A 24,935-nucleotide genomic window follows, 5' to 3' on the forward strand; every position below is an offset into this window, starting at 1 on the left:
TTTCAGCAGCAGCCGATCAGCAGGGCCGAGGCGTCCATTCGCCGCGGACCCAGTGGTGGGCCTTGTGCTTCCACGGATCGATGACGACAAGATTGATCCAGCCGTTCTCGACCAGTCGGCCAACCACATCGTGCGCCAGGACGATATCCTGGACCCGCTGGAGCGGCGCTTCGATGAGGACTGCGAGGCGGCGCGGGGTGTGGTAGGGCGTGCCATCGTCATGGAACAGCGACTGACGGGGCAGGCCGACACAGAGATCGCCGCCACTGCCCTGCACGACGCCAAAGCCCCCGACCACATTCTGCGTCGTCTTGTCGCCCGCGCCGAATACCTCGTTGTCGATGGTCGAGAACAGGTACTGGCAATTGATCCACTGGGCGACGATCATCGGCGCGGTCATGATGCCGGCCAGAGCACTGCCGTCCTTGTCCTTCGTCCAGTCATAGCTGTGAAGGAAGGCGTTGCCGCCAAGGTCGATTTCCGCCGTCAGCGCGCGCGGGCCGACGATGAAGGCGGCGTTGCCGGACAGGCCCCATTCCGGGCGCACTTCGCCCCAATGCATGGCGCCGGTCAGCAGGTCGTCGGCAGAGCGGCCGAGGCGGGCGGCGCGCTCTTTGAGGCACTGCGCACCGGCGCTCTGCAGGGCCTGCTCGAACCTGGCGAGATCCGCCGCGTGGCTTGCCGGCACGAGCTGGCGATCGAAGATCTCGACCACGTCGCGGGTGGTGTCATGCTGCGCGGCGATGAACCAGCTGTCGTCCGGAATTGCAATGCCTTGATCGGCAAGGCCTGCGCGGACCTGACCATCGTTGAGAATGGCAGCCATGAGCCGTGCGTTCGGGCCGCCGGGATGGCCGCCGCAAGCGCCGCAATCGAGACTTGCCGCGAAGGCATTGTTGGTGGTGCAACCGCCGTGGCCAACAAGTGCAACGAGGCGCGCGGTATCGGGCGAAAGCCCGGTCAACGAGAACATGGTGCGGGCGTAGGCGATGCGCTGTTCCAGCGGGATCGCGTTGGTGCCGTGGCCATGGCCATGATCGTTGCAGGCGGCGGGCGTGAGGACGTGTCCCCGCTCGCCCACCAGCCGTCTGCGGAAGGCATCGGTCAGGCGGGGGGCAAGCGTGCGTGCGAGCAGGGCCACTGCTGCCAGCGGACCAGCGGCTTCCGCCGTCGCAAAGCCTGTGGCGCCGCTCTTGTTCGTGTCTAGCATGGCGCGGGCATCAGCGAGGGCGGCATGACGCGCCAGCAGGGCGTTCGCCTCGGCCTCCTGCCCTTGCGCAGCGCGTTCGGCTACGACGTGAGAGGGCGAAAGCAGGACCGGCAGCTGATTGCGTTCCGGTGCATCGCAGGCCGGAGAGATGGCGATCGGCAATCCGAAGAAGCCGGCATAGCCCACCGTTTCGTAGCGACCCTGCGCTTCCAGCGCCCGGCGCATGGGTTCGGAGCGGACATCGATGCAGAACACGGCCTGGGCTTCCGCCGCCGGAGCCTTGACCTTTGCCGTCAGCCTGGCCGAAGCGCCTTCGAGCTGGGGGGCGATCGTGCCCAGGAAGCTGGCCTCTGCCGCCTGCTGGAAGATCAGGCCCAGTTCGGCCAGCGACATCGCGGCGATCCGGTTGAGGCTGTCCCGCGCGGCGGGCGACCAGATGGCGGACGCTTCCATATCAAGGCCGAAATGGGCGAGCAGCGTCCGGCAGACATGGGCGTGCTGGCGGGAAGGTTCCGCGAGCGCCCTGGGACCGCTGCGGACGCTGCCTTCAACGAGCGCAACGAGAGCCATCAGTTCGATCATCGAGGCCGGGGCGGATGCACTCGCTGCGGGGCCGCCATGCTCGCTACGCCAGCGCAAGTGCGCGGCCCAACCCGGCAAGGCGGCGACGAGGCCGCGCAGCCAACCTAGACGCCGGTCACGCGAGACGCCATCGCGGCGGGCGGCAAAGAGCAGCATCTCGAGAGGGTCGGCAGGTGCACTCGCAAGCCAGTGCGCGGCAGTTTCGTCGCCGGCCCGGACAAGGCCCGGATCGTGCCGAAGCGCGGCGCTTACGCTGCTGTACAGGCCGTGCTGGCGACCGGGCAGGGTGAGCGTGGCGTTGCGGTCGAAGAAGGCCGCGAGGTACCGCGCAAGAACGGCGATCGGCGTGGTGAGTTCGCGCCTGGCAACCGGGGTGTCGTCTGCTGGCAGCTCGACAAGGCGCGCCACCAGAAGATTATAGGCGTTGAGATCGGGGCCGAGCGGCGCGAATGCGGGCTCGAGGCCGCCAAGCGCCGCGACCACGGCCTTGCGGAGGGCGATGTCTTCGATGCGGCCTTCTGCCTTGAGCGCGCGCCACTGCATCAGGGAGAGGGAGGGGCGGGCACCGAACAGCTCGGCAGCTTGCGGCAGGGCGTCTTCGAACGGGAGATCTTCGAAACCCGACAGCGGATTGACGGCGATGGCGCTGTCCAGCGGCCAGAGCGGGGCAACAGTCTGACTGGCGATATCCACCAGGGCCTGGAGTTCGCGCCGTTCTTCCTGAAGGCTGGCTGGAACGCCGGTATCGGGTGCGAGTGACGCGGTAGCAATGTTCATGGCTTCAGTCCTTCGCGATGGCGGGGGTGGCGGCGGGTGTGGAAGTGGTGAGGGCGTTGCCGGCGTGAAGAAGGCGCGCGAAGAGGGAGGGAGGCAGGGCCTGTTCGCCGCTCACGATGCGTTGCTGCCAGACCCATCCGGCCAGAAACAGCGAGAGAATGCCAAGCTGCCCGAAAGGCGAAAGCAAAGGCTGGGCGGCGTCGGGCTGGAGTGCGGTCATGAGGACAAGCACCGCAGCGTTGAGGGCAATCAGGGCAATCGGCATCAGGGCTACGACCGCGCCCATTGGACCACGCGGCAGGGACCGCACGGCAACTGCCATGGCGCTGAGCAGCGCGGTCAGGGCAAGGCAGACCGGCAGGAGTGCATCAGCCCGGCGCGCTTCGATCAGGAAGATCGCACCGATGATCGTCGCGAGCGCGATGAGCGCAGGCCACGGCTGGGCAAGACCCTTGGAACGTGTCGTCCTGGTGGAGATGGTACCGGCCGAACCCAGGAACAGCCAGGCCTTGAACAGTCCGTGAGCGACCATGTGCCAAAGGGCCGCAGCGTAGGCGCCGAGCGCGACGGTGAGCAGCATGAAGCCCATCTGCGCGATGGTCGATGCTGCGAGCGATCCCTTCACGTCGGCGCGCACGAGCATGATGGCACTGCCGACCAATGCCGCGACGACGCCGGAGGCAAAGAGCGCGTAACGCGCTTGCAGCGATGTTTCGAGGATCGGCGCAAACTGGATGAGCAGGAACCCACCGGCATTGACGAAGCCGGCATGCATCAACGCGGACACCGGGGTTGGCGCTGCCAGCGAGCGCATCAGCCAGTTCGAGAAGGGCGGAATGGCGCAGCGGGCCAGAGCGGCGACGACCAGGAGAAAGGCAGCGGCGGTCGTCAGGAGCGAGGAGGACCCTGCGGCTGATGACTTTATCGCGAGGATATCGCTCGATCCCGCGGCGATCGAAAGCAAGGCCACTGCGCCGATCAGCGCCACGTCGCCAATGGTGAAGGCAATGGTGGCGCGGCGCGCGGCATCGCGGGCTTCGCTCCATTCGCCGACATGGCCGATCAATCCTGCCATGAGACGGCCCGAGACGATCCAGGCGGCAGCGAGCAGCATGGCGTCGGTGGCAAGGCCCAGCAACACAGTCGCGATGGCGAGGCTCGTCGCGAGGCGTGCGAAGGAATCACTGCGCCGGTCTGCGCGCAGTTGTCGGCGGGAGAAGGCAAGAACGACGACGGCGATCAGGATGCCGAGCCCCGAGAGGGCAACGCCCGGCGTGGTGAGCGAGGCATGGCCGGTGGCGATGGTTGCGGCCAACAGGGCGCCCAGTCCGAAGACAGGCCAATCGGCAGGCTTGAGGCGAAACGCCGGGCCGCTCTTGATGGCAGGTGCAGTCATGGTTGTCGGGTTCATCGTGTGCCTCCTTCGCTTCGCAGGTGCAGCACGTTCGATGATTTTAGAAACGAATTTATGAAATATTGAAGATTTCAAACGTCAATGATAAAGGCATGTGATGGCCCTGCGAAATCTCGACATCGACCTATTGCGCTGCTTCGTGACGATTGCCGATACGGGAAGCTTTACCCGCGCCGGGGAGAGGCTCGGCCGGACGCAGTCTGCGATATCCCTCCAGCTGAAGCGCCTTGAGGAACAAGTGGGGCGCGCGCTGTTCCTGCGCAGCCCCAGGCACCTTTCAATCACGCCTGAGGGCGAGCGGCTGATCGGTCCGGCCCGTCAGATCCTGCGGCTCAACGATGCAACCTTGGCCCAGATGTTCGAGCCGGACATCGCTGGGTCGGTTCGCATCGGTGTGCCCGAGGATTTTGCGACGGCTCATCTGCCTTCGGTTCTTGCCGCATTCACCGAGGCGCACCCGCTGGTCGAGCTTGAAGTTACCTGCGACCTGACCCTCAACCTGCTTGAGCGCTTTCACGCAGGAAACTTTGACCTGGTCCTGGTGAAGCGCCAGCCGACGCAAGCCGTGCAGGACGGCGTCCGGGTCTGGCGCGAGCCACTGGTCTGGGTCGCGCGGGATCGGCAATCCGCGGCAGACTTCGCAAGGGTGCCGCTGGTGGTTTCGCCCGAACCCTGCGTCTATCGCAAGCGCGCCACCGAGGCGCTGGATGCGATGGGGCGCGAGTGGCGCGTGGCTTATACGTCGACCAGCCTGGCAGGTAGCCTCTCGGCGGTGCGCGCGGGCCTCGGGATTACCGTACTGCCGTTGGAGATGGTGCCTGCCGGCCTTGCGACAGCGGGAGATGACGCTGGCTTGCCGCCGCTTTACGACACCGAGATCGCCTTGCTCGAGGCGCCCGGCCTTTCGGACACGGCGCACTTGCTGGCCCAGCACATCATCGCAGCGCTCGAACGCGGAGCGTGACCTTGGTATTAGTCGTCGAGGTTCAGGCGCGCGAACACTTCGGGACGGATGCAGCGCAATCCGTTTTCGACCGGGTTGGCACAACGCGATGGTGCGATTCGCAGCTGCGCCTGGTGAAGCGGCGGCACGACCTCTGCGCCAGTTCCGACCAGACGTATGCCATCGCCTCGCTTCGCGCAGACCGTGACCTCTCGCGTGCTTGAGCAGCGCCGATCCGGCGTGACTGACCGAGGGGCCGAGGTTTCAGGCAAGCGGTAGGCGTGATGGGCGTCCAGTGGTTGGGGCGTTCCGGTCGTCACTGCAATCGCGGCCAATATCATCAGCATGGCAAATGACCTCTCGGTCTGGGCGGAATAGCCCGGAATTGTCTGGCGGCGCATCCTGCCAGGGTCGTCACAATGCGCCGCCAGTGCTCCGCTGCCGACGGCTTGCCGCTTCCGGGGGCGGGCCAGGTCGGCAGTGGCGCGCCTTGCGCCGGGTTGATCGCGCAAGGCCCGTTGCGAAACTCGTGGGGGCGACGCGGACTGGCGGTGCGTCGCCCCGGCAAGGCATCAAGGGACAGTCGGGCAGTTCAGCGAGGGGGGACGAGCGTGAACTGTGAGAAATCGACCGTCGGCGGGGCATCCTCTTCTGCCTTGCCCCAGCACATTGCCGAGGCCAGCCCGTTGCGTCCAATCGAAAGATCGGCGACTAATCGATAGAATGCTTCTATCGGAGGTCGCATGCCTACGGTCCGACAGCTTGAGTATTTCCTGGCAGTTGCCGAACTGCGTCACTTCGGACGCGCGGCACAATCCTGCAATATTTCGCAACCTACGCTCAGTCATCAGTTACGTGCTCTTGAAGATCGCCTCGGCACAACCTTGATCGATCGCGCATCACAAAACGTGGAATTGACGCCGGTCGGTCGGGAGATTGCCGAACGAGCGCGCCGGGTGCTGCGTGAGATCCGGGACATCCGCGCGGTTGCGGCGCGCGCCCGCAAGCAGCTGTCCGGGGTCGTCCGGCTGGGGATCACGCCGACGCTTGGGCCCTACCTTTTGCCCGCCCTGATCGGTGCGCTCAATGCCGAGCAGAGTGACATGCGTTTCTATATCCGTGAAGGAATCCCGGCCGAGCAGAGCCGTGAGCTCGTTTCCGGCAGGATTGATCTGATGGTCGGGCCGGGGCCGGTGATCGGCGAGGACCTGGAGGTCGTCCCCCTGTTCGACGAACCGATGAGCGTGGTGGCATCGCGCAGCCATCACCTCGCCGGGCTTGCGCACATTGATCGGTCGGACCTCAAGGGAGAGCGCTTCCTGACGCTCGACCCCCGTCACCACTATCATCAGCAGGTCCAGCGGGTTTGCGCCGAACTCGGGGCCGAAATGCTGCTGGATTACGAGGGCACCAGTCTCGACAGCATTCACCAGATGGTGGGCAGCGGTGTTGGCCTGGCAATTCTGCCCGAACTTTACCTGCGGTCGGAAGTGGGGGGCGATGCTCTGGTCGTGCGGCTGCCGGTTGCGAACTGGCGCTGCGAGCGCGCCATCGTTGCGGCCTGGCGGGCCAAGTCGGCAAGCGCGGATGATTACCGCACGCTGGCGCAGCGCATCTGCAGCGAGGCCGCCGGGCTGCTTGCCTGACCCTAGGTCGGGCGGGCCTGCGGCTCTGTGATGATGCGGTCTCGCGCGGCGCGCACGTCGCCCGCTTCGATCTGCAGCTTCAGTCGTTCACGGTCACGGGCGCGGAACATGTCTTCGGCGCGCGCAATATCTTCAGCCGAAAGACCTGCGTCAGCAAGGGCGACGCGCGCCATCTTGACTGCAGACTCCATGACTTCGCGCACGACCGCGCTGACAGGCGTGCCACGCAGCCGGATGAGCGCACGCCGGTCGTAGGCGCGAACGTATACCGATGCGCGCGGGAAAGCCTCGTGAACGGCCTCGACCAGATCGGCCGTGACCTGATCGCCGTCCATGCAGAAGAAGATCATCTCCGCTTCCGCTGCCCCGGCTTGCCGCAGCAGATCGAGCCTTGTCCCATCCCCGAAATAGACTTTGGCCCCGAAGGTGGCTGCGACGTCGATCATCTCGATGTCGGTATCGACCATCGTCACCGGGATGTTGCTCGCCAGCAGCATCTGCGTGACACCTTGTCCGAAACGGCCAAAACCCACGACCACGGCATTGGAACCATCGGGCTGGGGGCCTTCGCGCTCACCGGACGAAGCGCTCTCCGCTTCGCGGCGGATCCCGGCGGTCGCCATCATCAGGAACGGCGTCGTGGCCATCGACAGGGTGACAACGGCCCCGAACAGGCTGGCAGCTTCGGGCGCGATGAGCAGCGCCTTTTGCGCCTGAGCGAACATCACGAAGCCGAACTCGCCACCCTGGCTGAGCAGCAGGCCGAGGGCGAGTGCGCCGCGCCAGGGCATGCCGAACAGGCGGCCAATGCCGAAGATGATCGCCGCCTTCACCGCGATCAGGCCAAGGGCCATGCCGGCGACGAACAGCGGGCGCTCGGCGATGGCGGCAAGGTTGAGCATCATCCCCACTGCCAGGAAGAAGAGCCCGAGCAGGATCGACCGGAACGGCTCGACATCGGCTTCGAGTTCATGACGATAGGGGCTGTCTGCGAGCATGACGCCCGCGACGAATGCGCCCAGCGCCGTCGACAGGCCGAGCAGCTCCATGATGGCCGCCGAAGCCATCACGGTGAACAAGGCGGCGACCACGAACATTTCGCGCTCGCCAAGATTGCCGATCAGTCGAAAGAGCGGACGGATCAGATAGCGGCCAGCAGCGATCAGGCCACCTATCGCACCGAGCGAGTACAGGACCATCAGCCAACCGGGAGGGCCACCGGCATCCTCCGGATTGCGGCTCATTGCCGTGATGATCGTGATCATCGGGATGATCGAGAGATCCTGGAAGAGCAGGATTGCAAAAGCGCGTTCGCCAAACGGCGTGCGCAACCGGCCGGAGGATTGCAGCATCGGCAACACCTGCGCCGTCGATGAGAGCGCCAGCGGCAGGCCGAGGGCCAGCGCTGCTTCCCAGCTGAAGTCCGTGGTCAACAGGATCATGCCGGCAACAGCAAGCCCGCAGGCGGTTACCTGAAGCAGGCCAAGGCCAAGGATATCGCGCTTCATCTTCCACAGGCGCGACGGATTCAGTTCCAGCCCGACCAGGAACAACAGCAGGGTTATGCCCAGTTCGGCGATGCCGAGCTTTTCTTCCGCGTCTCCGACCAGACCCAGCAATTGCGGGCCGACGACAGCTCCGGCCACGAGGTAGCCCAAGGTTGCGCCCAGCCCCAAGCGCCGGAAAATCAATACGAAAGCCAGGGCGAATCCAAGCAGGATGAAGCCATCGCGGAGCATTGATGTGTGTTCGGCCATCCCTTCTCTTTAGGCTGCTCATGTTTCATCGCAACCGTCGTTCAGCCTGCGTTGATCTGGCGCCAGCGACAGGTTAGCGATTGGAGAACGGTGGAGGGGCAGATGCGCAAGGTTTTTGGTCTTCTGGGATCGGCTGTTCCCGCAGTGGCTCTGGCCCAGACCGTTCCGACAAGTGCGCAGGGCGACGTGTCTCTGACGATCTACAACAACGATCTCGCGCTGGTGCAGGACGTGCGGCAGATGGCGCTGCCGACGGGCCGGCATCGTCAGGAATTTCCTGATGTTTCAGCAGCCATCCGACCGGAGACGGTGACGTTGAATGCCGGGGGGACAAGCATTGTCGAACAGAACTTCGACTACGACCTCCTGACTCCCGAGAAGCTGATGGACAAGGCCGTTGGACAGACCGTGACGCTTGTGCGCGGGGCTGACGACAAGCGCGAGACGGCGACGATTCTCGCCAATAACGGCGGCACGATCGTCCGCGTCGGAAACCACATCGAAGTCCTGCAGAACTACGGTGCGCGGGTGCTGTTTCCCAGCTTGCCGCCCGGCTTGCGTGCTCGGCCGACACTATCGGTAACCCTGGACACGACCGCGCCGGGCACGCGCCCGGTTTCGCTGAGCTATCTCTCGCGCGGGTTCGGCTGGAAGGCGGATTACGTGGCATTGTTCGATGAGGCAGCGGGCAAGATAGATGTGCAGGGCTGGATCACGCTCACCAACAACAGCGGCACGACCTTCGACAAGGCCAAGGTGCTGCTGGTGGCGGGCGCGGTGGGCGATGGCAGCGGCGGCTATAATGGCGGGTATCGTCCCCAGCGACCGATGATGCCGGGTAACCGACCTGGAACACAAAGCGCAAATCGCGAGAGCCTGGGTGACTTCTACGTCTATCCGATTGCCGGACGAACCACTGTGGCCAATGCCCAGCAGAAGCAGGTCAGCTTCCTCGACGTCGGCGGCGCGCCCGCGACCAAGGCCTATCACTTCCGCAACGGCTGGCTTTCCAGCCAGACCGAGCCGCAGAGCGCAGACACCGTCCTGCGCTTTTCAACAGCGCGAGAGGCAGGGCTGGGCGATGCGCTGCCTGCGGGTACGGTGCGGGTGTACATGCGCGATATGCGCGGGCAGCCTCAGTTCATCGGCGAGAATGCGATCGGACACACGCCGATGGGATCGAACCTTGCGCTCAAGACCGGAGAGGCCTTCGACGTGAAGGTCCAGCCGGTGATGGAGAAGCGGGAGCGTATCGACAGCGGGGAATGGGAGAAGACAGCCCGCTATCGTGTGACCACGCCGGGCAAGGCGCCAAGCGAGGTGACGGTCGAGACCGAAACGGTCTTCTGGCGCACGACGATGAGCTACAAGGTGACCAATGCCAAGTCCGTGCCGGTTACGGTCGAAGTGGTACAAGGCGGCCTCGACAACTGGTGGCACGACACGCGGGTACCTTCCGAAAGCGTGAAAGGTGAACAGCGCTCAGCCGACGAGCGGATGTGGCAAGTGGCAGTGCCTGCCAACGGCGAGGCCACGCTGACCGTGCAATTCGACACCCGGTATTAGGCCCGACGTGCGATTTCCTGCAGCCCTTGCACTGCTGCTTTCCGCCGCGCCGGAGGCGAGCGAGGAGATCATCACTTCGCCTGCGCCCGCAAGCGTTTCGGTGAGCGTCTATCGTGCGCCCGATCGCGCCAGCGACGAAGCCATGAACCTCGACTGGCTGCAGGGGTATGCGCTCGTAACCGAACAGCGGACCGTGGAGATACCTGCGGGCAGGGCGACCGTACGGTTCGAAGGCGTGGCGGCGGGGCTGTTCCCCGAAAGCGCGATCGTGACGGGACTGCCGTCAGGTGTGCGAGAGAAGAACCTCGACGCCGATCTGCTTTCACCCCGAAGCCTCTATGCGCGCATGTTTGGCCGGCCGGTCATCTTGCGGAGAACCGACCTTGCGACCCAAAAGGTCCGTGAAGAGCGCGCGGTGATCCGCTCTGGCCCTGATGGGGCTGCCATCGTGCAGACGGCAGCAGGCTTCGAAGTTGCCAACTGCGGCGGCCTGGAGGACGAAATACTCTATCCCGAAGCGCCAAAGGAGTTGTCAGCGAAGCCCACGCTTTCAATCGAAACGGATAGTCCGGTGGCGCACAAGGCAACGCTGTCCCTGTCCTACCTCGCTTGGGGTTTCGATTGGCAATCCAACTACGTCGTGCAGATGAACGCGGATGGCCGGACGGCCGATGTCTCGGCGTGGGTAACCCTTGCCAGTAGCGATTCCACGAGTTTTGCCGAAGCGGAGACCGCGGTGATCGCCGGGAAGGTCAACCGCGAGGACAGTACGCAAGGCGAAAAGCCCTCGGGTGGGGAACTGGAACTGACCTGTTCGCTATCGCAGCTGGCACCACCGCCCCCGCCTGCACCGCCGCCCCCGCCCATGATCATGCCCGCCCCGGCGATGGAAATGGCCGACATTGTGGTGACTGCCCAGCGTGCGGGTGCAATGAATGCGCCCGTGACCGTGCAGCAGGAGGGCCTCGGCGATCTCAAGCTTTACCGGGTGCCAGTGCGGGTTACCGTAGCAGCCAATGCGCAGAAGCAGGTGGCCTTGGCGCAAAGGCATGGCGTCAAGATGGAGGCGCTCTATCGTGCGGATGTCCATGAAGACCGTGTCGGAGTCGTGCGCCAGATGTTGCGCACCCGCAACCGCAAGGAAGACGGTTTGGGGCTGCCGCTACCGGGTGGACCGGTCACCGTGTTCGAACCTGTTGGTTCTGGCCCGGATCAGGGGTCGATGCTTCTGGCAGGCGAGGGAGGACTTCCGGACCGCGCGGTGGGCGAAGACGTCGAGATCCTGCTTGGAGAGGCGACGCAGATCGTGGCTAGCGCCGAGGAGATCGGCTCAAGCAAGGTTTCCCGTACGGTGGCGTTGAACGTCAGCAATGCGCGGCCGGTTCCGGTGCGCTTCGAGGCGCGCATTTCTTCGGGGGGGACTGTAGAAGGCATGTCCCCGCGACGTCTGGCGCGCAAGGATGGGCGAGCGATCTGGTCAGTCATGGTGCCAGCGCGGGGCAAGGCCAGCCTGACTTACAGGATCGTTAATTCTGACTAAAAACCGACACTTATCCTTCCGAAGACATTTTCACCTGCTATCTCGGCGGCATGATCATGCAGAGCGACATCCGGCGATCGTTCATGGCGCGTAAGCCGCTGTTTTTTGTCGTGCTACTGCTTTTGCTTGGCGCGGCAGGCTATCTCCTGTGGGCGAGACAGTCGGAGAAGCAATACGAACAGTCAGGGGTTGCTGAGGACGGCAACTATCGGCTTGTCGCGCAAGACGGATCATTGTTCCAGCGGTCCAGCCTTAAAGGGCATCCCTACATTACATACTTTGGCTATGCTTCATGCCCGGATCGGTGCCCGGCGATGCTCGTACGCCTTTCGCGCATCCGTGCCCGGATGGGTTGGGCACATGAAGACCTTCCGATCGTGTTCATCACCATCGACCCTGCCCGGGACACGCCGCAGCGCCTCAATGCCTTCGTCAAAAGTCTTGGGGTTGAGATCATCGCGCTGACGGGGGATCCGGAGGTCATAAACCGCATTACCGACAATGCCGGCGTGTTCGTTAAGGTCATTCCGCAATCGGGCGCCAGCTACCGCATCGAACATACGACCAAGGCGTTCGTCTACAACGCTGATGGCGATTTCTGGGATACGCTCAGTCCGATGGAGGATGATGCCCGCATCGAGGCCAAGTTGCGCGATGCCGCTCTCAGCAGATCACCCACGACCGAAACATCTCAAGCCGCATCGGACAAGATGCGATAATTTGGCTTGGGTGGCGGGCTGCTGAGCCCATGGCCTTACGACTTCCAGCGTAGCCGAAAGTTTTGACGATGGCGGTCAGAGCGATGGCACGGCAGCCTCGATTTCCGCGAAGTAGTGCGCCATTGCATCTGCCGCCTTGTCGGAAAGGGCGATGAATGCACGGCGACGATCCGTGGCGTCTTCGGCCCGGCAAAGAAGCTCGGCCTCGGTCAACTGGCCGATCCACCGCAGCGCCGTTGTCGGCGGAACGCCCGATGCAATGCACAGAGACGTGACAGACACTCTTTTATGCTCTGCCCGCGCCGCTGTGAGATCGAGTAGCATGTCCCAGGCCGGGTCAGCGAAGAGATCGCCCTCGAAGAAGCGGGCGCGCAGCTGGCGCTGGCGTATGATCTTGCGGACAAGGCGAGGGTCAGGCAGCGAGGGGCGAGCGCCTCGCCCGAGCCGCATGCCGCCGCAGTCCCGCTCTCCGGTGGCATCGAATGCGAAGGCCGAGGCGTGGACGTGATCGGTTCCTGCCGACGAACCCGACAGCGTTTCCAGGCGATTGGCGATTTCGCTGACTTGCTGGGTCAAGCGAAGCAAGGACATCCGATCGGTGTCCGACAATTCGCGAACGCGCCCTCCCTTGGCTGCGAGCGCAGGAGAGGCGAGGATGTGGCCGAGCGCGATGACCCGGTCCGACCGAGAGGGATTGACCAGTATCTGCGCGCCGGACTGATCGAGGCAGCCGAAGACATCATCCAGTGCCCCTACGCTTGTCGAAACTATCAGTTGGCTGCCGGTGCGGGCCGCCCGTTCATCCAGCGAGACAAGTGCTGCAATGTCGGCACCTTCGAGGAGGGGGCAATCGACCAGTATGAGATCAGCCAAGGTCTGCTCTGCACGCGAATTGACAAGTTGCGCGAGCTCACCCGTGCCGCAGACCCGCAACCCGGCCGCCGATGCATCTTCGGCCATTTCCATGCGAAGATAACTGCGATCGGCAAAGATCGACACGGCAAGCGGCGTGGATGGGCTAAGCCACGCAACGTCCCCGTCGGCGAAAGGAGGGGCGTCAAGATCGGTGGCGGCACGGTTCGGTGCAGATGCTTGGACCAGCGTCATTGCAATGTTCCCTCAGTACTTGCCCTAAGTGTGAACATGAGTGGAACATACGTGGATCAGGTCAAGATCATTTATCTCGATTTTGGATGGAGCTTGACGGACATCGAGGTGAGGCGTCCCCGGAGTCTGAGGAATCCCCGCGTTTTCGAGGCTTGATATGAGAGGATTTGTTCGCGATACCGGGCCGGTGTTCCTACCACCAATTGCCTCCATTTCGGATGTTCCAGCGCAACTAGTGCAGGCCCAGCCGTTTCTCGTTGAAACAGCTGGTGAAAATACCAAGCAGGACGAATCGACGCAGAGCTTGCAGTTGACAGCGGCCCAACTTTTCCAGTTGGCTGATTCGGCTCGCGATGCCGGCGATTATGTCACGGCCGAAACGGCCTATCGCGCCCTGGCAGGCAATCCCGATATCGAACTGCGGAGCGAAGCCAGGTTTCGTCTGGCGATGATGCTTGCCGACCAGATGAAGCGAACGCGCGATGCGGCAGTAGAACTGCGTCGCATCCTCGATGAAAAGCCGGACGCAGCGCGGGTGCGACTGGAACTTGCCCGCATGGACGCGATGATGGGGCGACTGGGCGCTGCCGAGCGTGAAATGCGAGCTGCACAGGCGAGTGGCCAGCTTCCGGCCGATGTCGAGCGGGCCGTGCGTTTCTATGCTGCAGCGCTTGCTGCTGCAAAACCCCTTGGCGGCAGTCTGGAGCTTGCGCTTGCGCCAGACAGCAACATCAATCGCGCAACCAGAGCAGACACCCTCGGCACTGTTATCGGCGACTTCACCCTGAGCGATGATGCCAAGGCCAAATCCGGCTTGGGGCTTGCGGCGCGCGCGCAGGGGTATCTGCGCTTGCCGCTCGGCGCCAGATCGCGTCTGCTGGCGCGACTATCGGGCAGTGGTGACTTTTATCGCTCCGGACAGTTCGACGATTATGCGCTGGCCGTACAGTTCGGGCCAGAGTTCCAGTCTGGTGCGGACCGGATTACTTTCTCAGGAGGCCCGTCCTGGCGCTGGTACGGCCAAGCGGCGTTCAGTCAGGGCTGGGGCGGCACAGCGGTGTTCCAGCATCCTTTGGGCAAACGATCGCAATTGCGTGCCGAGGCGGCAGTCTCGCGTCTAGATAATCTGCGCAACGATCTGCAGGATTCGACGATCTACGCCGGCACTTTCGGGATCGATCGGGCCTTCAGTGCGCGTTTTGGGGGCGGGATGCAGTTGCGGGCAAGCCGCACGTCGGCCCGCGATGCTGGTTGGTCTGACTGGACCGGCGGCACATCAGCGTATTTGTTCAGGGAGCTTGGCAGGACGACAGTCGTGGTTGACGGGGGCTACTCGCACCTGGAGGCCGACGAGCGCCTGTTCCTCTACCCGAAGAAGCGCGTGGATGACCGTTTCAGCCTCGGGCTCTCGGCAATATTCCGCGCCCTGCAGTGGAAGGGCATTGCACCGTTTTTGCGCCTCAGGGTTGAGCGCAACACTTCGACGGTCGGCATATTCGATTTCGACCGGCGCGCGGCTGAACTTGGCCTCACGTCAGCATTCTAGCGTAAGCAACAAGGGGAGAGGGCAATGACCAGACATAACCGCAGGGCTGCGACAGCTTCTGCCTTGACCATTGCACTGATGCTGGCTGCGTGCGGCGGTGGCGGCAATGGCGTCAGCAGCACACCTACGCCGGTTCCCACGCCCACGCCCACGCCCACGCCCACGCCCACGCCTACGCCCACGCCCACGCCTACGCCCACTCCGACGCCAACACCAACCCCCACACCGACGCCTACACCAACACCGACGCCCACACCGACACCGACACCGACACCGACGGCAAATACGAGCCTGGTAGCGCCGCTTGTGAGCGAGAGCTTCAAGAATGTCGCGTCCGTCGGAACTGTAAGCGTCCCGACAAATGGCGCGGCGGTCAGCACGTCGGCTTCAGCCTTGGCACTCACCGTTTCCTACAATGCCACCAATCGTTCGTGGACTGTCTCGGATGGCACCCGCAGCCGCACTTTCGGACCGGGCGACATCGACGCAACGCAATCGAACAGCGCGATCACGACCTACAAGTTCGTATCGGGCAACACGACCGAGTTCCTTTCGTTGACCACGACGGGGACCGCCGCCGGCCAGACACGCTATGTGGGCGCAGGGATATGGCAGCGCCAGGTCAATGGGAGCACCACGATCGATGGGCGCATTTCTTCCTTCGCCTATGGGGTGCAGACGCCGAATGGGTCGCTGCCGAGGACAGGCGCGGCCAGCTTCGATGTAAAGCTGCTGGGCGCGCGGACGTTCAGCACGAACATTTATGCGCTCGGGGGGACAGGCAAGCTTTCTGTCGATTTCCTGTCGGGTGGCATTGCCGGAAGCGGTTTCTATGACGAGACCGACGTCCAGACCAACATTACCGCGCGGGGCTATAACTGGAACGCCTTTGCGCTGCTTTCCAAGAGCGCAAACAGTTTTCTTGGGCAGTTGACCCTGGGCAGCGCCGGAACCGGTGAGTTGCACGGGGCTTTCTTCGGGCCCAATGCCGACGAGGTTGGGGCGGCTTTCTCGCAGAACCCCAACTCGGACGTCGCAGCGACCGGCGTGATCTACGGCGCTCGGGGCACGACACCGGTCAATACCTCGACCAGCCTCGACAGTCCGGCGACAGACCAGTTCTACCAGCCCTTGAGCGCGTCTGCAAAAGGCACTCTGGACGGGGCGGGCAATCTTTCGTCAGTTGCGGCAGGGAACGGGATTGCCTCTGTTCATCAAGGCGCAAACGGCGCGCCATTGGTGTTCTACGGCAGCGATGGCCGGATCATGTGGCAGCCGACGAAGGCGTCGAACACCAGCCTGGCTTATGATTTCTACACCAGCAGCGACTATTTGCGCGCTGGCATCCTGACCGATCGCCGTTCGAGCCTCGGTCAGATCGACGCCTTCGTCTATGGCTTTGCCACGACGAACGCCGCAACGCCGCGCACGGGATCGGCGGCCTTCAATGTGGCCCTCAACGGGGGGCTGATGGCCAATGGCGCGAAGATTCAGGGTGTGAACGGGACCGGTAGCGTCAACGTCAATTTCCAGACCGGCGCGATCTCGACAATCGGGGCCTACACGATCGGCAATGGCATTCCGGCAACCGGCGGAGCCTGGCCCGGCACGCAAGCGGATGCAGGCAACTGGAGCGGCAATGCGACGCTCTCTTCCAGCGCAAATGCCTTCAACGGCAGCATCGCGTTTGATGGCGCGACCGATTACAACGGGACGTTGTCAGGCAAATTCTTCGGACCTGCCGCGGAGCAGGTCGGAGCGGTTGTTCAGGCGAGCAGCACCGGCGGTGCCGTGATGGCAGCGACGCTTGCAGGCGGGCGCGGATCGGACGGCACTGCTTCCCAAAGCGGACTTGCCGGCCTCACGACGACGACGGTTCTGACAGGCAACGATTCGCAGTACTATGTCGTCGATGGTCTCAGCCCGGCAGAGCAGGCGCTGCTCGATACCAATGTCGAGGTTACCTACAATCCGACGAACAAGTCTTATGTCCTCACGTCGAAGACGACCGGCACGAACTTCGGAAATGCCGTGCAGTTGTCGCAGACGCTGGCAGCGGCGGATTACAAGGCGGCGGAAAGCACCAGCACCTTCGATGTCTATCGCGGCGCCGACTACACCGCGCGGGTGTTCAAGTTCGGTAGTGGTAATCCCTCCATCGCTCTGACTTACACCAGTTTTGCCGAAGTGGTGCGCACCGACACGGTAGACGGACGTCAGGTGGCGACGCACTACTATGTGCCGTTCGGCGGGCTGACGCCAAGCTTCCAGATCCCGCGGACAGGCTCGGCAAGCTATTCCGGGGTGGTCTATGGCTATGGCCGGAACGGTGCCACGCAGCGCGAGGCTTCGCTTTCGGGGACCAGCACCTTCACGGCGGACTTCGCCGCAGGCACCGGTAGTGCCGTCCTTGCGCTGACGGCGACCGATGTCGGCAACAATGCCACGTCGAGCCTCGGCAACTTCACTTACAGTGGATCGCTTGCAGGCAATTGCTCAGGTTGCGGCGTTGGCAACACGTTCACCCTGAGTGGAACCGGCACCGATGTGCTCAGCACCAGCTTCCTCAACGGAATGTTCTTTGGCGCCAATGCTGCCGAATGGGGCGGGTCGTTCCTCCTGCAGCTGAATCCGCTGGGCGGACAGCAATCGATCTATTCGGGTGTGACCGTCGGCAAGAAGAACTGACTCATTGCAGCCTCACCATCCGCCCGGACGGTGAGGCTGCAGCTGTTTAATCGACGAAAGGATCGCGCACGAGGATCGTGTCCTCGCGCTCCGGGCTGGTGCTGACGAGGGCCACCGGCGTTTCGATCAGTTCCTGCACCCGCTGGATGTACTTGATCGCCTGCGCAGGCAGGTCTGCCCACGAACGCGCACCGGCGGTGGTGCCGCTCCAGCCGTCCATTTCCTCGTAGATCGGCTCGACTTCGGCCTGGTCGGCGGCGTGGGCCGGGAAGTAGTCGAGCACCTTTCCGCGCAGGCGGTAGCCGGTGCAGATCTTCACCTTATCGAAACCGTCGAGCACATCGAGCTTGGTCAGCGCGATCCCGGTCACGCCCGAGATGGCGCAGGACTGGCGGACCAGCACGGCGTCAAACCAGCCGCAGCGGCGCTTGCGCCCCGTGACAGTGCCGAATTCGTGGCCGCGCTCGCCAAGGCGCTGGCCGACTTCGTCTTCCAGTTCGGTGGGGAAGGGGCCGGAGCCGACGCGGGTGGTATAGGCCTTGACGATGCCGAGCACGAAACCGGTCTGCGATGGACCAAGACCCGAGCCGGATGCTGCAGTGCCGGACACTGTGTTGGACGAGGTGACGAACGGATAAGTGCCGTGGTCAACGTCGAGCAGAACGCCCTGCGCGCCTTCGAACAGGATGCGCGCGCCAGCCTTGCGGACAGTATTAAGGCGCTTCCACACCGGCTGGGCGAACTGCAAGACGTAGGGTGCGATCTCGCGCAGCTCGGCGATCAGCGCGGCACGATCGACTGGCGGCTGGCCAAAGCCTGCACGAAGCGCGTCGTGGTGTGCGCAGAGGCGATCGAGCTGGGCATCGAGCGCATCGAGATGGGCAAGGTCGCACACGCGGATGGCGCGGCGGCCGACCTTGTCTTCATAGGCAGGGCCGATGCCGCGGCCCGTGGTGCCGATCTTGCCCGAGCCGGCAGCCTGTTCGCGCAGGCCATCAAGGTCGCGGTGCAAGGGGAGAATCAGGGGGCAATTGTCGGCAATGGCAAAGTTTTCGGCGTTGATTTCCACGCCCTGCGCGGTCAGCTTCTCGATCTCCGCCTTCAGCGCCCACGGATCGAGGACCACGCCATTGCCGATGATCGAGAGCGTCCCGGTGACAATGCCCGACGGCAGAAGCGAGAGCTTGTAGACCTGTTCGCCGACGACGAGGGTATGGCCGGCGTTGTGCCCGCCCTGGAAGCGGACCACGGCATCGGCGCGGCTGGCCAGCCAGTCAACGATCTTGCCTTTGCCTTCGTCGCCCCACTGGGCGCCGATAACGGTTACATTGGCCATGGATACACTCCTCCACCCTGCCCGGGTGGATCCTCAAGACGCCCTTCGACAGGACTCGGCGAAACGGGATGGATGAGCGGGGCAAGACCCCGGATTTCGGTGCGCGCCCTAGTGGCATAGGCCACCCAAAGTCAAGCGCGCTGCAAGCGTCTTTGCCGAGATGGGAGGTATTGTCCTGGCTGGGGCGGCAGGATTCGAACCTGCGAATGCCGGTACCAAAAACCGGTGCCTTACCACTTGGCGACGCCCCAACAGGAGGCGCGCTTATAGCGCGGTCAGGCCATATGCCAAGAGGGCTTGAAGCGGGTGAGCGGAAGGTCCGCCCACCCGCTTCTGTTTCGTCAGAAGCCCTTGACGATGCTCTGCAGTTTTTCAGGGGGGAGGGCGTCGAAGTCGCTGGCATCGTGGCGTTCCGCAATGCCCTTTTGCGAGTTTACCAGCCGCCCACGCAGAACGCCGGGGCGTGCGTCGATTTCTGCGACCCAACGTCCCACGTGCTCATATTCGTGCATGGACAGGAAGGTTGCAGCTTCGCCATAGGCCTCGCCCCGGTAGATGTTGCCGAACCAGGTGTAGGTGGCGAGATCGGCGATGGTGTAATCGTCACCGGCGAGATAGCGGGTCTTGGCAAGCTGGCGATTGGCGACGTCGAACAGGCGTTTGGTCTCCATCGCATAGCGATCGATGGCGTATTCTATCTTGATTGGCGCATAGTTGTAGAAGTGGCCGAAGCCTCCCCCGATGAAGGGCGCCGAGCCGACCTGCCAGAAGAGCCAGGACAGGCATTCGGCACGCGCCTGACCGGATGTCGGCAAGAGGACGCCAAACTTCTCAGCCAGGTGCATGAGGATCGCACCCGATTCGAAAACCCGGAAAGGTTCCGGTCCGGACCGGTCGACCATCGCAGGAATCTTGGAGTTCGGGTTGATGTCGACAAAGCCCGTCGTGAACTGGTCACCATCGAAGATCTTGATCAGCCAAGCGTCGTATTCCGCTTCGGAGAAGCCCATATGGAGGAGTTCTTCCAGCATGATGGTGGCTTTCTGCCCGTTGGGTGTGCCGAGCGAATAGACCTGAAAGGGGTGCTTGCCGATCGGCAGGTCACGCTCGCTTGTCGGGCCTGCAATCGGACGATTGACGCTGGCGAAGGCGCCTCCATTCGCCTTGTCCCACGTCCAGACCTTTGGCGGAACGTAATCTTCTGACATCAGGAGCTCCTTCGAAATTTGTTAGTATTGCATACTATATCGCGACGTGACGCGGGAACTGCAAGCGTGCTGCAGCCGTTCGCCGACCTATGGAGAGCAAAGCCGCAAAACTCGTGCATGTCGATGATAACCTTCCCGGCGTGACACGGCGACGATGCGGCAGAGGCTGGGCCTATTTCGATGCGAAAGGCAAGCGTATCGCGGACCGCGCCGAGATCGCGCGCCTCAATGCGATCGCCCTGCCTCCGGCTTATGTCGACACCTGGTACTGTCCTGCTCCGAATGGTCACATTCTCGCGACCGGGACCGACGCCAAGGGACGCAAGCAATACCGTTATCATCCTGACTTCCGGGCTGAACGGGAAAGCGAGAAGTTCGATCGCTGTGCCGTCTTTGGTCGTCTGCTGCCCTTGGTCAGAGCGCGCGTGGCGGACGAGCTGGAGCGTAGCAAGCTTTCGCGCGACCGCTGCATTGCCAGCGTCGTGCGGCTACTGGACAGCGGCGGGATACGCATCGGCAACGAAGCCTATGTGCGTGCCAACAGCAGTTTCGGCGCGACGACGCTGAGGATGCGCCATGCCGAGGTGAAGGGGCAGGTGCTGCGTCTGCGCTTCCGGGCCAAATCGGGCAAGGATCGGGAAATGCAGGTAACCGATCGGGGGCTCGTTCGCTTCGTGAGAAAGATGCAGGATCTGCCGGGACAGAACCTCTTTCAGTACCTTGACGAGGATGGTCACCCATGCCCGGTGGGCTCATCAGACGTCAACAACTGGCTGCGCGAGGTGATGGGCGAAGACTTCACTGCCAAGCACTTCAGAACGTGGCGGGCCAGCGTCCTTGGTTTTGCAGCACTGGCGCAGGCCGCTGATCAGGTTTCGCTCAAGGCGCTGCTGGCGGAAGTCTCCGAGCACCTCGGAAACACCCCGGCAATCGCCCGGAAGAGCTATATTCATCCCGCTGTGCTGGACCTGCTCGAGGAACAGGAGCATTGGCGGCAGCAACTGCGCCTCCCGCGCGCGACGCGATGGCTTTCGCGGCACGAGCGAGGACTGTTGGAGCTGCTAGAAAATGGCCCGACGGCTGCCGAACTGATCAGAGCCGCCGGTTGAAGATCAATTGTATTCGATGACAGCGTCGCGCCGCAGGTCGCGAAGGTAGGTCTGCGCACGCTTGTTCACGCGATCGTCCTCCATCTGCGCCATCATCTCGTCGAAGTTGGGGCCGCTGGCGACCTGCGGATCATCGCGACCGCAGAGCATCAGCACACGAACACCCTCGTCGATCGAACCGAACGGAGGAGTTGTCTGCCCGACCTGGAGGTTCAGCAAGGTATCCTGCAGCTGGGCGGGCAGATCGCGTGCCTTGATCTGATCGTTGGCAACAACAGTGGCGCCGATCTTGGTGGCTTGCACTTCGGCATCGCCGCAGCCCTTGATCGCTTTCACGGTTGCAGCAAACTCTGCGGCGCGCTTGGTCGCCTGATCGTTCGAGGTGCCCTTGGCAAACTCGATCGAAATCTGCTTGAGGCTCAGCAGGGCATCACGCGGGTCGGCAGTAAGGACCTGGCGCTTGTCGATCAGGTAGAGGATGGAGAACCCACCACGGATCTCTACAGGACCGGCAAGTTGCCCGGGAGCCATTGATCCCGCAGCCGTCGCAAGCTCGGTCGGCAACTGGCCAAGGCGGATCCAGCCGAGATCGCCGCCCACCGAAGCGGTCGAAGCTTCCGAGTACTGCCGGGCATAGGCGACGAAACTGCCTCCCTGCTTCAGTTGCTCGACGATTTTCTCTGCGTTTGCAAAGACCTGAGCCTTGTTCTCATCGGTTGCGGCGAGGAAGATTTCGCCGATCCGGTATTCGTCGGTGCCCTTCGAGGCCTGGAGGCGCTGGATGGCTTCCTGCACTTCGCCTTCCGAGATGTTGACGAACGGCTGCACGTTGCGTCGCAGCAGGTTCTGCCATGCAATTTCACCGCGGATCTGGCGCTTGAGCGAAGCTGCAGACGAGCCGATACGTGCAAGATACTTTTCCATCGCTTCGGGAGACTGGCCGAAGTTCTGCGTGGCCACGCGCTCATAAGTCGATTCCACCTGCGCGTCGTCGGCCGGTACGTCGGCAGCCTTGGCTTCCTGAATCTGAAGCGTTTCGTCGATCAGATTGCGCAACACCTGCATGCGCAGGCGTTCGGTTTCTTCTGCGCTGATCTTTCCGCCATTGGCCGACACGATCAGGGCAAGACGCTGTTCCACGTCGGTGCCGGTCACGATCTCGCCATTGATGATGGCAGTCGCGCGACGGACGTTAGGATCGTTCGTTCCGAACATGGTCGGATTGGCCGGAATGTTGAGAGGCGCATTTGCTCCCTGCGCCAGAACCGGCGAGGCGGCGATCGAAAGCGCACCGAGCGCCATGGCGGTGGAACCCAGCGTGCGCGAAACCGCCTTGCGGGTGATCTTCAGCTTGGACGTCATGGTCTTGGAATTTGTCCTGTCGAACTGGCGCTCGTACGGCGGCCTTCTGCTATGATCTCTCTCTGGCCGCGGGCGGCTTAACCCAAGCTGAGTGGCGCATCAGACGCAAAAGGGCAATAGAAGAGGCTATTTCACCCCGAGGTTCTTGAGCGAAAGGGAAATCTGGAAGGAGTTGCCGCGCACCGCGTCACCAATGTTCACATAGTCACGCCGCCATGTGAAGGAGAGGTCGAGGCAATCGTCGGTGTAGGCCACGCCAAGACGATGCCGCAGCATCTGGAAACCATCTGACGTGCGGGTCGGGTCTTCGTTGCGGTCCGTCAGGTTGACGATTGCCGAGCCGAATACGGAAAACGCATTGGTAATGGGCGTGCGGGCAGCGATGCGCAGTTCCTCGCGGTCCTGCAGATCCTCGAATGCGGTGGCAATGTTGCGGTTCAGCTTGAGATAACCCGCCTCGATATAGCGGCGATGGTTCCCTATCGTCGCGTCAAACTCGTTCCGGCGAAGCGCGAAGCTGTCCTTGTCGAGCCGGAAGCGGTGCGTGAACTTGATGACGTCGCCGAACCGGACGGTTGTGCGGCCGACATAGTCCGAGGCGCGATTGGTCAACCCGGTGCCGTCGGGCAGGATCGTCGCCTGGCTCGACAGACGATAACTTTGGCCGATCGTTGTCATCACGCGAAGGCCTGGACGCTGAAACGTCCAATCGAAGCCGTAAGTGAAACGCACTCCGTCTTCGATACGGTCGTGACCCGGGAAGCGGTTCAGGGCGAAAAGGTTGGTGTCTTCCAGATCGACCGAGCGCGAATCCTCGTTCGGGATTTCGAAGTTGCGAACGCCCGGAGTCGCCACGACTTGCAGGCGCGGCGTCAGCACTTGCGTGCCGCCGAATGCCTCGCCCACGAAAGGCCACTTCACGTCCACGGCTGCCGTGGCGATGGCGCGAGTCTGCCAGCCCGGCAAGCCGCGGTAGATGGCTGTCGTGGTAAGGTCATTGTCTGAACTGTGATAGGCATCCCCGCGCACGAGGCCGGTGAGTGTCACTTCCTGACCCATGCCGGTTATCGTGCGGAGATCCCACTGCGCGCGGGCAAAAGCGCGCTGGCTGTCCTGTCCCGCAGTGCGGACGATGGCCAGGCTGTTGGCCTCCAGTTCGAACCGGCCCGGCACGCCATCGAATGCCATGCGCTTGCGATAGTCGATCGCCGGCAGGGCGAGGGGCACCATGCCTTGGGGATCGTTGACGCGGACGGTCTGCGTGACCCAGCCGGCGATCGAGAGATAGCTGTCGTCGTCAATGCGCTCGAGATTCAGCGAGGAACGCAGACGGTCGTCACGGCTGATGTCGTAGCGGCGCAGGAAGGTGCGGTCCGAGGCGAAACGAGCGTTGCCGGTCAGGCTCCAGTGCGGTGAGAACTGGAGCTTGCCGTTGGCGTCGAGATAGCCGCGCCATGACTGCTGGCTGGCGTTGGCTGCGCCCGTCGACGTGCTGCCGAGCGGAATGCGCGAGCTTCGCGTCGCATAGCCGGTAACCTGGAACGCGCCGAGGTTGGTGAGGTGCCGGTACTTGGCCGTCAACATCGGTAGCGACCCGGTGTAGAACGTGCCGGTCAGCGAAAGGTCACGGTTGTCGGCGATGCGCCAGTACCAGGTCTCGCTGATTTCCGCGCCGTTTGCCGCGCCTAGGCGGAAGTCGGGAATCAGCAGGCCGGTTTCGGCACGGAAGTCCGACGTGTGGCCGAGGCCGGGCAGCGGCAGGATCGGCACGCCGAACATGCGCAGTGTGGCGCCCTTGTATTTCACGCGCTTCTGCTTGGCATCGAAGTACACGCGAGCGGCGGTGACTTCCCAGCTCGGCTTTTTCGGGCAGCCCTTGCTGTCTTCGACCGCGCATCCCGAATAGGCAGCGTTTTCGAGCGTCATGTTGCCGTATTCGTCGCGCGTCCCGCGCTCTGCGGCAAGGCGTCCGCCGGTGCGAAGGACGACCAGCAGGTCCTCGATTGCGCCGGCCTTGAACTCGTCAGTCAGCTCCACCTTGTCGGTATAGACGGTATTTCCGTCCTCATCGACGAAGCGGATGTTGCCTGTGGCGAGGATCTGCCCCGTTGTGCGATCCCAGGTGACATTATCAGCGCGGACGGTCTGCACATCGTGGCGGAGCACGACATTGCCGTCGGCAAAGACCTTTTCGGCGTTGCTGTCGTAGCGGACCTTGTCCGCCTCGAAGCGAACGACATCGTCGACCGAGGATTCGTCGCCCGCCGGCGAGGAAAGCGGCGCTTCCTGCGCGCTCGCCTGCGCACTGAGTGTAGAGAATAGCGCCAGTGCCGAGGAGGCAGCGGCCAAGCGCGCAAGGCGCAAGCGTCGATCAAGGGCTTGCGGCTGCGGCCGCCGGGCGGGTTGCATGCGCTTGCCTATCGCA

17 protein-coding genes and 1 tRNA gene are annotated in these 24,935 nt (G+C 63.2%); 8 read left to right on the forward strand and 10 right to left on the reverse strand.

The window, feature by feature from the left end; translation table 11 throughout:
• Nucleotides 1-16: 16 nt before the first annotated feature.
• Both ACZ1JY_RS14825 and ACZ1JY_RS14830 read right to left on the reverse strand, forming a co-directional pair.
• Nucleotides 17-2,569 (reverse strand): DUF2309 domain-containing protein, encoded by a 2,553-nt coding sequence (locus ACZ1JY_RS14825; RefSeq protein ID WP_465129808.1) that lies wholly within the window; start codon nucleotides 2,567-2,569, stop codon nucleotides 17-19.
• A 4-nt stretch (nucleotides 2,570-2,573) separates the two neighbouring features.
• On the reverse strand, nucleotides 2,574-3,980 hold the full coding sequence (locus ACZ1JY_RS14830) for a proton-conducting transporter transmembrane domain-containing protein (protein WP_465129809.1): 1,407 nt from the start codon (nucleotides 3,978-3,980) through the stop codon (nucleotides 2,574-2,576).
• Nucleotides 3,981-4,080: 100 nt separating this feature from the next.
• On the opposite strand from ACZ1JY_RS14830, the gene ACZ1JY_RS14835 reads away from it, so the two are divergent.
• Nucleotides 4,081-4,947 (forward strand): LysR substrate-binding domain-containing protein, encoded by an 867-nt coding sequence (locus ACZ1JY_RS14835; RefSeq protein ID WP_465129810.1) that lies wholly within the window; start codon nucleotides 4,081-4,083, stop codon nucleotides 4,945-4,947.
• Between the two features lie 8 nt (nucleotides 4,948-4,955).
• Here the strand turns inward: ACZ1JY_RS14835 and ACZ1JY_RS14840 are convergent, their stop codons facing one another.
• Nucleotides 4,956-5,327, reverse strand: coding sequence for a hypothetical protein (locus ACZ1JY_RS14840; protein WP_168902833.1), 372 nt, complete (start codon nucleotides 5,325-5,327; stop codon nucleotides 4,956-4,958).
• 342 nt (nucleotides 5,328-5,669) lie between these two features.
• Between ACZ1JY_RS14840 and ACZ1JY_RS14845 the strand changes: the two genes are divergently transcribed.
• Nucleotides 5,670-6,572, forward strand: a complete 903-nt coding sequence (locus ACZ1JY_RS14845) for a LysR substrate-binding domain-containing protein (RefSeq protein ID WP_168902832.1) — start codon at nucleotides 5,670-5,672, stop codon at nucleotides 6,570-6,572.
• Between the two features lie 2 nt (nucleotides 6,573-6,574).
• Here ACZ1JY_RS14845 and ACZ1JY_RS14850 read toward each other — a convergent pair whose 3' ends face one another.
• Entirely contained in the window at nucleotides 6,575-8,329 is a 1,755-nt protein-coding gene (locus ACZ1JY_RS14850) for a cation:proton antiporter domain-containing protein (protein ID WP_118072294.1), read from the reverse strand.
• Nucleotides 8,330-8,431: 102 nt separating this feature from the next.
• On the opposite strand from ACZ1JY_RS14850, the gene ACZ1JY_RS14855 reads away from it, so the two are divergent.
• Genes ACZ1JY_RS14855 through ACZ1JY_RS14865 form a run of 3 tightly spaced genes read left to right on the forward strand, consistent with a single transcriptional unit; the run spans nucleotide 8,432 to nucleotide 12,154 of the window.
• The gene (locus ACZ1JY_RS14855) at nucleotides 8,432-9,895 is read left to right on the forward strand and encodes a DUF4139 domain-containing protein (RefSeq protein WP_465129811.1); all 1,464 of its coding nucleotides are present in this window, start codon (nucleotides 8,432-8,434) and stop codon (nucleotides 9,893-9,895) included.
• A 7-nt stretch (nucleotides 9,896-9,902) separates the two neighbouring features.
• Complete coding sequence (locus ACZ1JY_RS14860; RefSeq protein ID WP_465129812.1) at nucleotides 9,903-11,435, forward strand: DUF4139 domain-containing protein; 1,533 nt, start codon at nucleotides 9,903-9,905, stop codon at nucleotides 11,433-11,435.
• Between the two features lie 50 nt (nucleotides 11,436-11,485).
• On the forward strand, nucleotides 11,486-12,154 hold the full coding sequence (locus ACZ1JY_RS14865; protein ID WP_465129813.1) for an SCO family protein: 669 nt from the start codon (nucleotides 11,486-11,488) through the stop codon (nucleotides 12,152-12,154).
• A 75-nt stretch (nucleotides 12,155-12,229) separates the two neighbouring features.
• Here the strand turns inward: ACZ1JY_RS14865 and ACZ1JY_RS14870 are convergent, their stop codons facing one another.
• Nucleotides 12,230-13,261: a helix-turn-helix domain-containing protein gene (locus ACZ1JY_RS14870; protein ID WP_240946522.1), complete on the reverse strand. Its 1,032-nt coding sequence runs from the start codon at nucleotides 13,259-13,261 to the stop codon at nucleotides 12,230-12,232.
• 334 nt (nucleotides 13,262-13,595) lie between these two features.
• Here ACZ1JY_RS14870 and ACZ1JY_RS14875 point away from each other — a divergent pair, with 334 nt between their 5' ends.
• Both ACZ1JY_RS14875 and ACZ1JY_RS14880 read left to right on the forward strand, forming a co-directional pair.
• A complete protein-coding gene (locus ACZ1JY_RS14875; protein WP_465129814.1) occupies nucleotides 13,596-14,807 on the forward strand; it encodes a surface lipoprotein assembly modifier in 1,212 nt (403 codons plus the stop codon).
• Nucleotides 14,808-14,831: 24 nt separating this feature from the next.
• The gene (locus ACZ1JY_RS14880) at nucleotides 14,832-17,495 is read left to right on the forward strand and encodes a beta strand repeat-containing protein (RefSeq protein ID WP_465129815.1); all 2,664 of its coding nucleotides are present in this window, start codon (nucleotides 14,832-14,834) and stop codon (nucleotides 17,493-17,495) included.
• A gap of 46 nt (nucleotides 17,496-17,541) precedes the next feature.
• On the opposite strand, the gene ACZ1JY_RS14885 is transcribed toward ACZ1JY_RS14880, so the two are convergent.
• The 3 genes from ACZ1JY_RS14885 to yghU form a co-directional block, all read right to left on the reverse strand.
• Nucleotides 17,542-18,831, reverse strand: coding sequence for an adenylosuccinate synthase (locus tag ACZ1JY_RS14885; RefSeq protein WP_465129816.1), 1,290 nt, complete (start codon nucleotides 18,829-18,831; stop codon nucleotides 17,542-17,544).
• 176 nt (nucleotides 18,832-19,007) lie between these two features.
• Nucleotides 19,008-19,082, reverse strand: a tRNA-Gln gene (locus tag ACZ1JY_RS14890).
• A 90-nt stretch (nucleotides 19,083-19,172) separates the two neighbouring features.
• On the reverse strand, nucleotides 19,173-20,039 hold the full coding sequence (yghU, locus tag ACZ1JY_RS14895) for a glutathione-dependent disulfide-bond oxidoreductase (RefSeq protein ID WP_465129817.1): 867 nt from the start codon (nucleotides 20,037-20,039) through the stop codon (nucleotides 19,173-19,175).
• Nucleotides 20,040-20,128: 89 nt separating this feature from the next.
• Here yghU and ACZ1JY_RS14900 point away from each other — a divergent pair, with 89 nt between their 5' ends.
• Nucleotides 20,129-21,148, forward strand: a complete 1,020-nt coding sequence (locus ACZ1JY_RS14900) for a DNA topoisomerase IB (RefSeq protein ID WP_465129818.1) — start codon at nucleotides 20,129-20,131, stop codon at nucleotides 21,146-21,148.
• Between the two features lie 3 nt (nucleotides 21,149-21,151).
• Here the strand turns inward: ACZ1JY_RS14900 and ACZ1JY_RS14905 are convergent, their stop codons facing one another.
• Complete coding sequence (locus ACZ1JY_RS14905; protein WP_168902825.1) at nucleotides 21,152-22,510, reverse strand: peptidylprolyl isomerase; 1,359 nt, start codon at nucleotides 22,508-22,510, stop codon at nucleotides 21,152-21,154.
• A gap of 126 nt (nucleotides 22,511-22,636) precedes the next feature.
• Nucleotides 22,637-24,919: an LPS-assembly protein LptD gene (locus ACZ1JY_RS14910; protein WP_465129819.1), complete on the reverse strand. Its 2,283-nt coding sequence runs from the start codon at nucleotides 24,917-24,919 to the stop codon at nucleotides 22,637-22,639.
• Nucleotides 24,920-24,935 lie beyond the last annotated feature (16 nt).

The organism is Novosphingobium sp. BL-A-41-Hi4B-X5A (assembly GCF_055521705.1).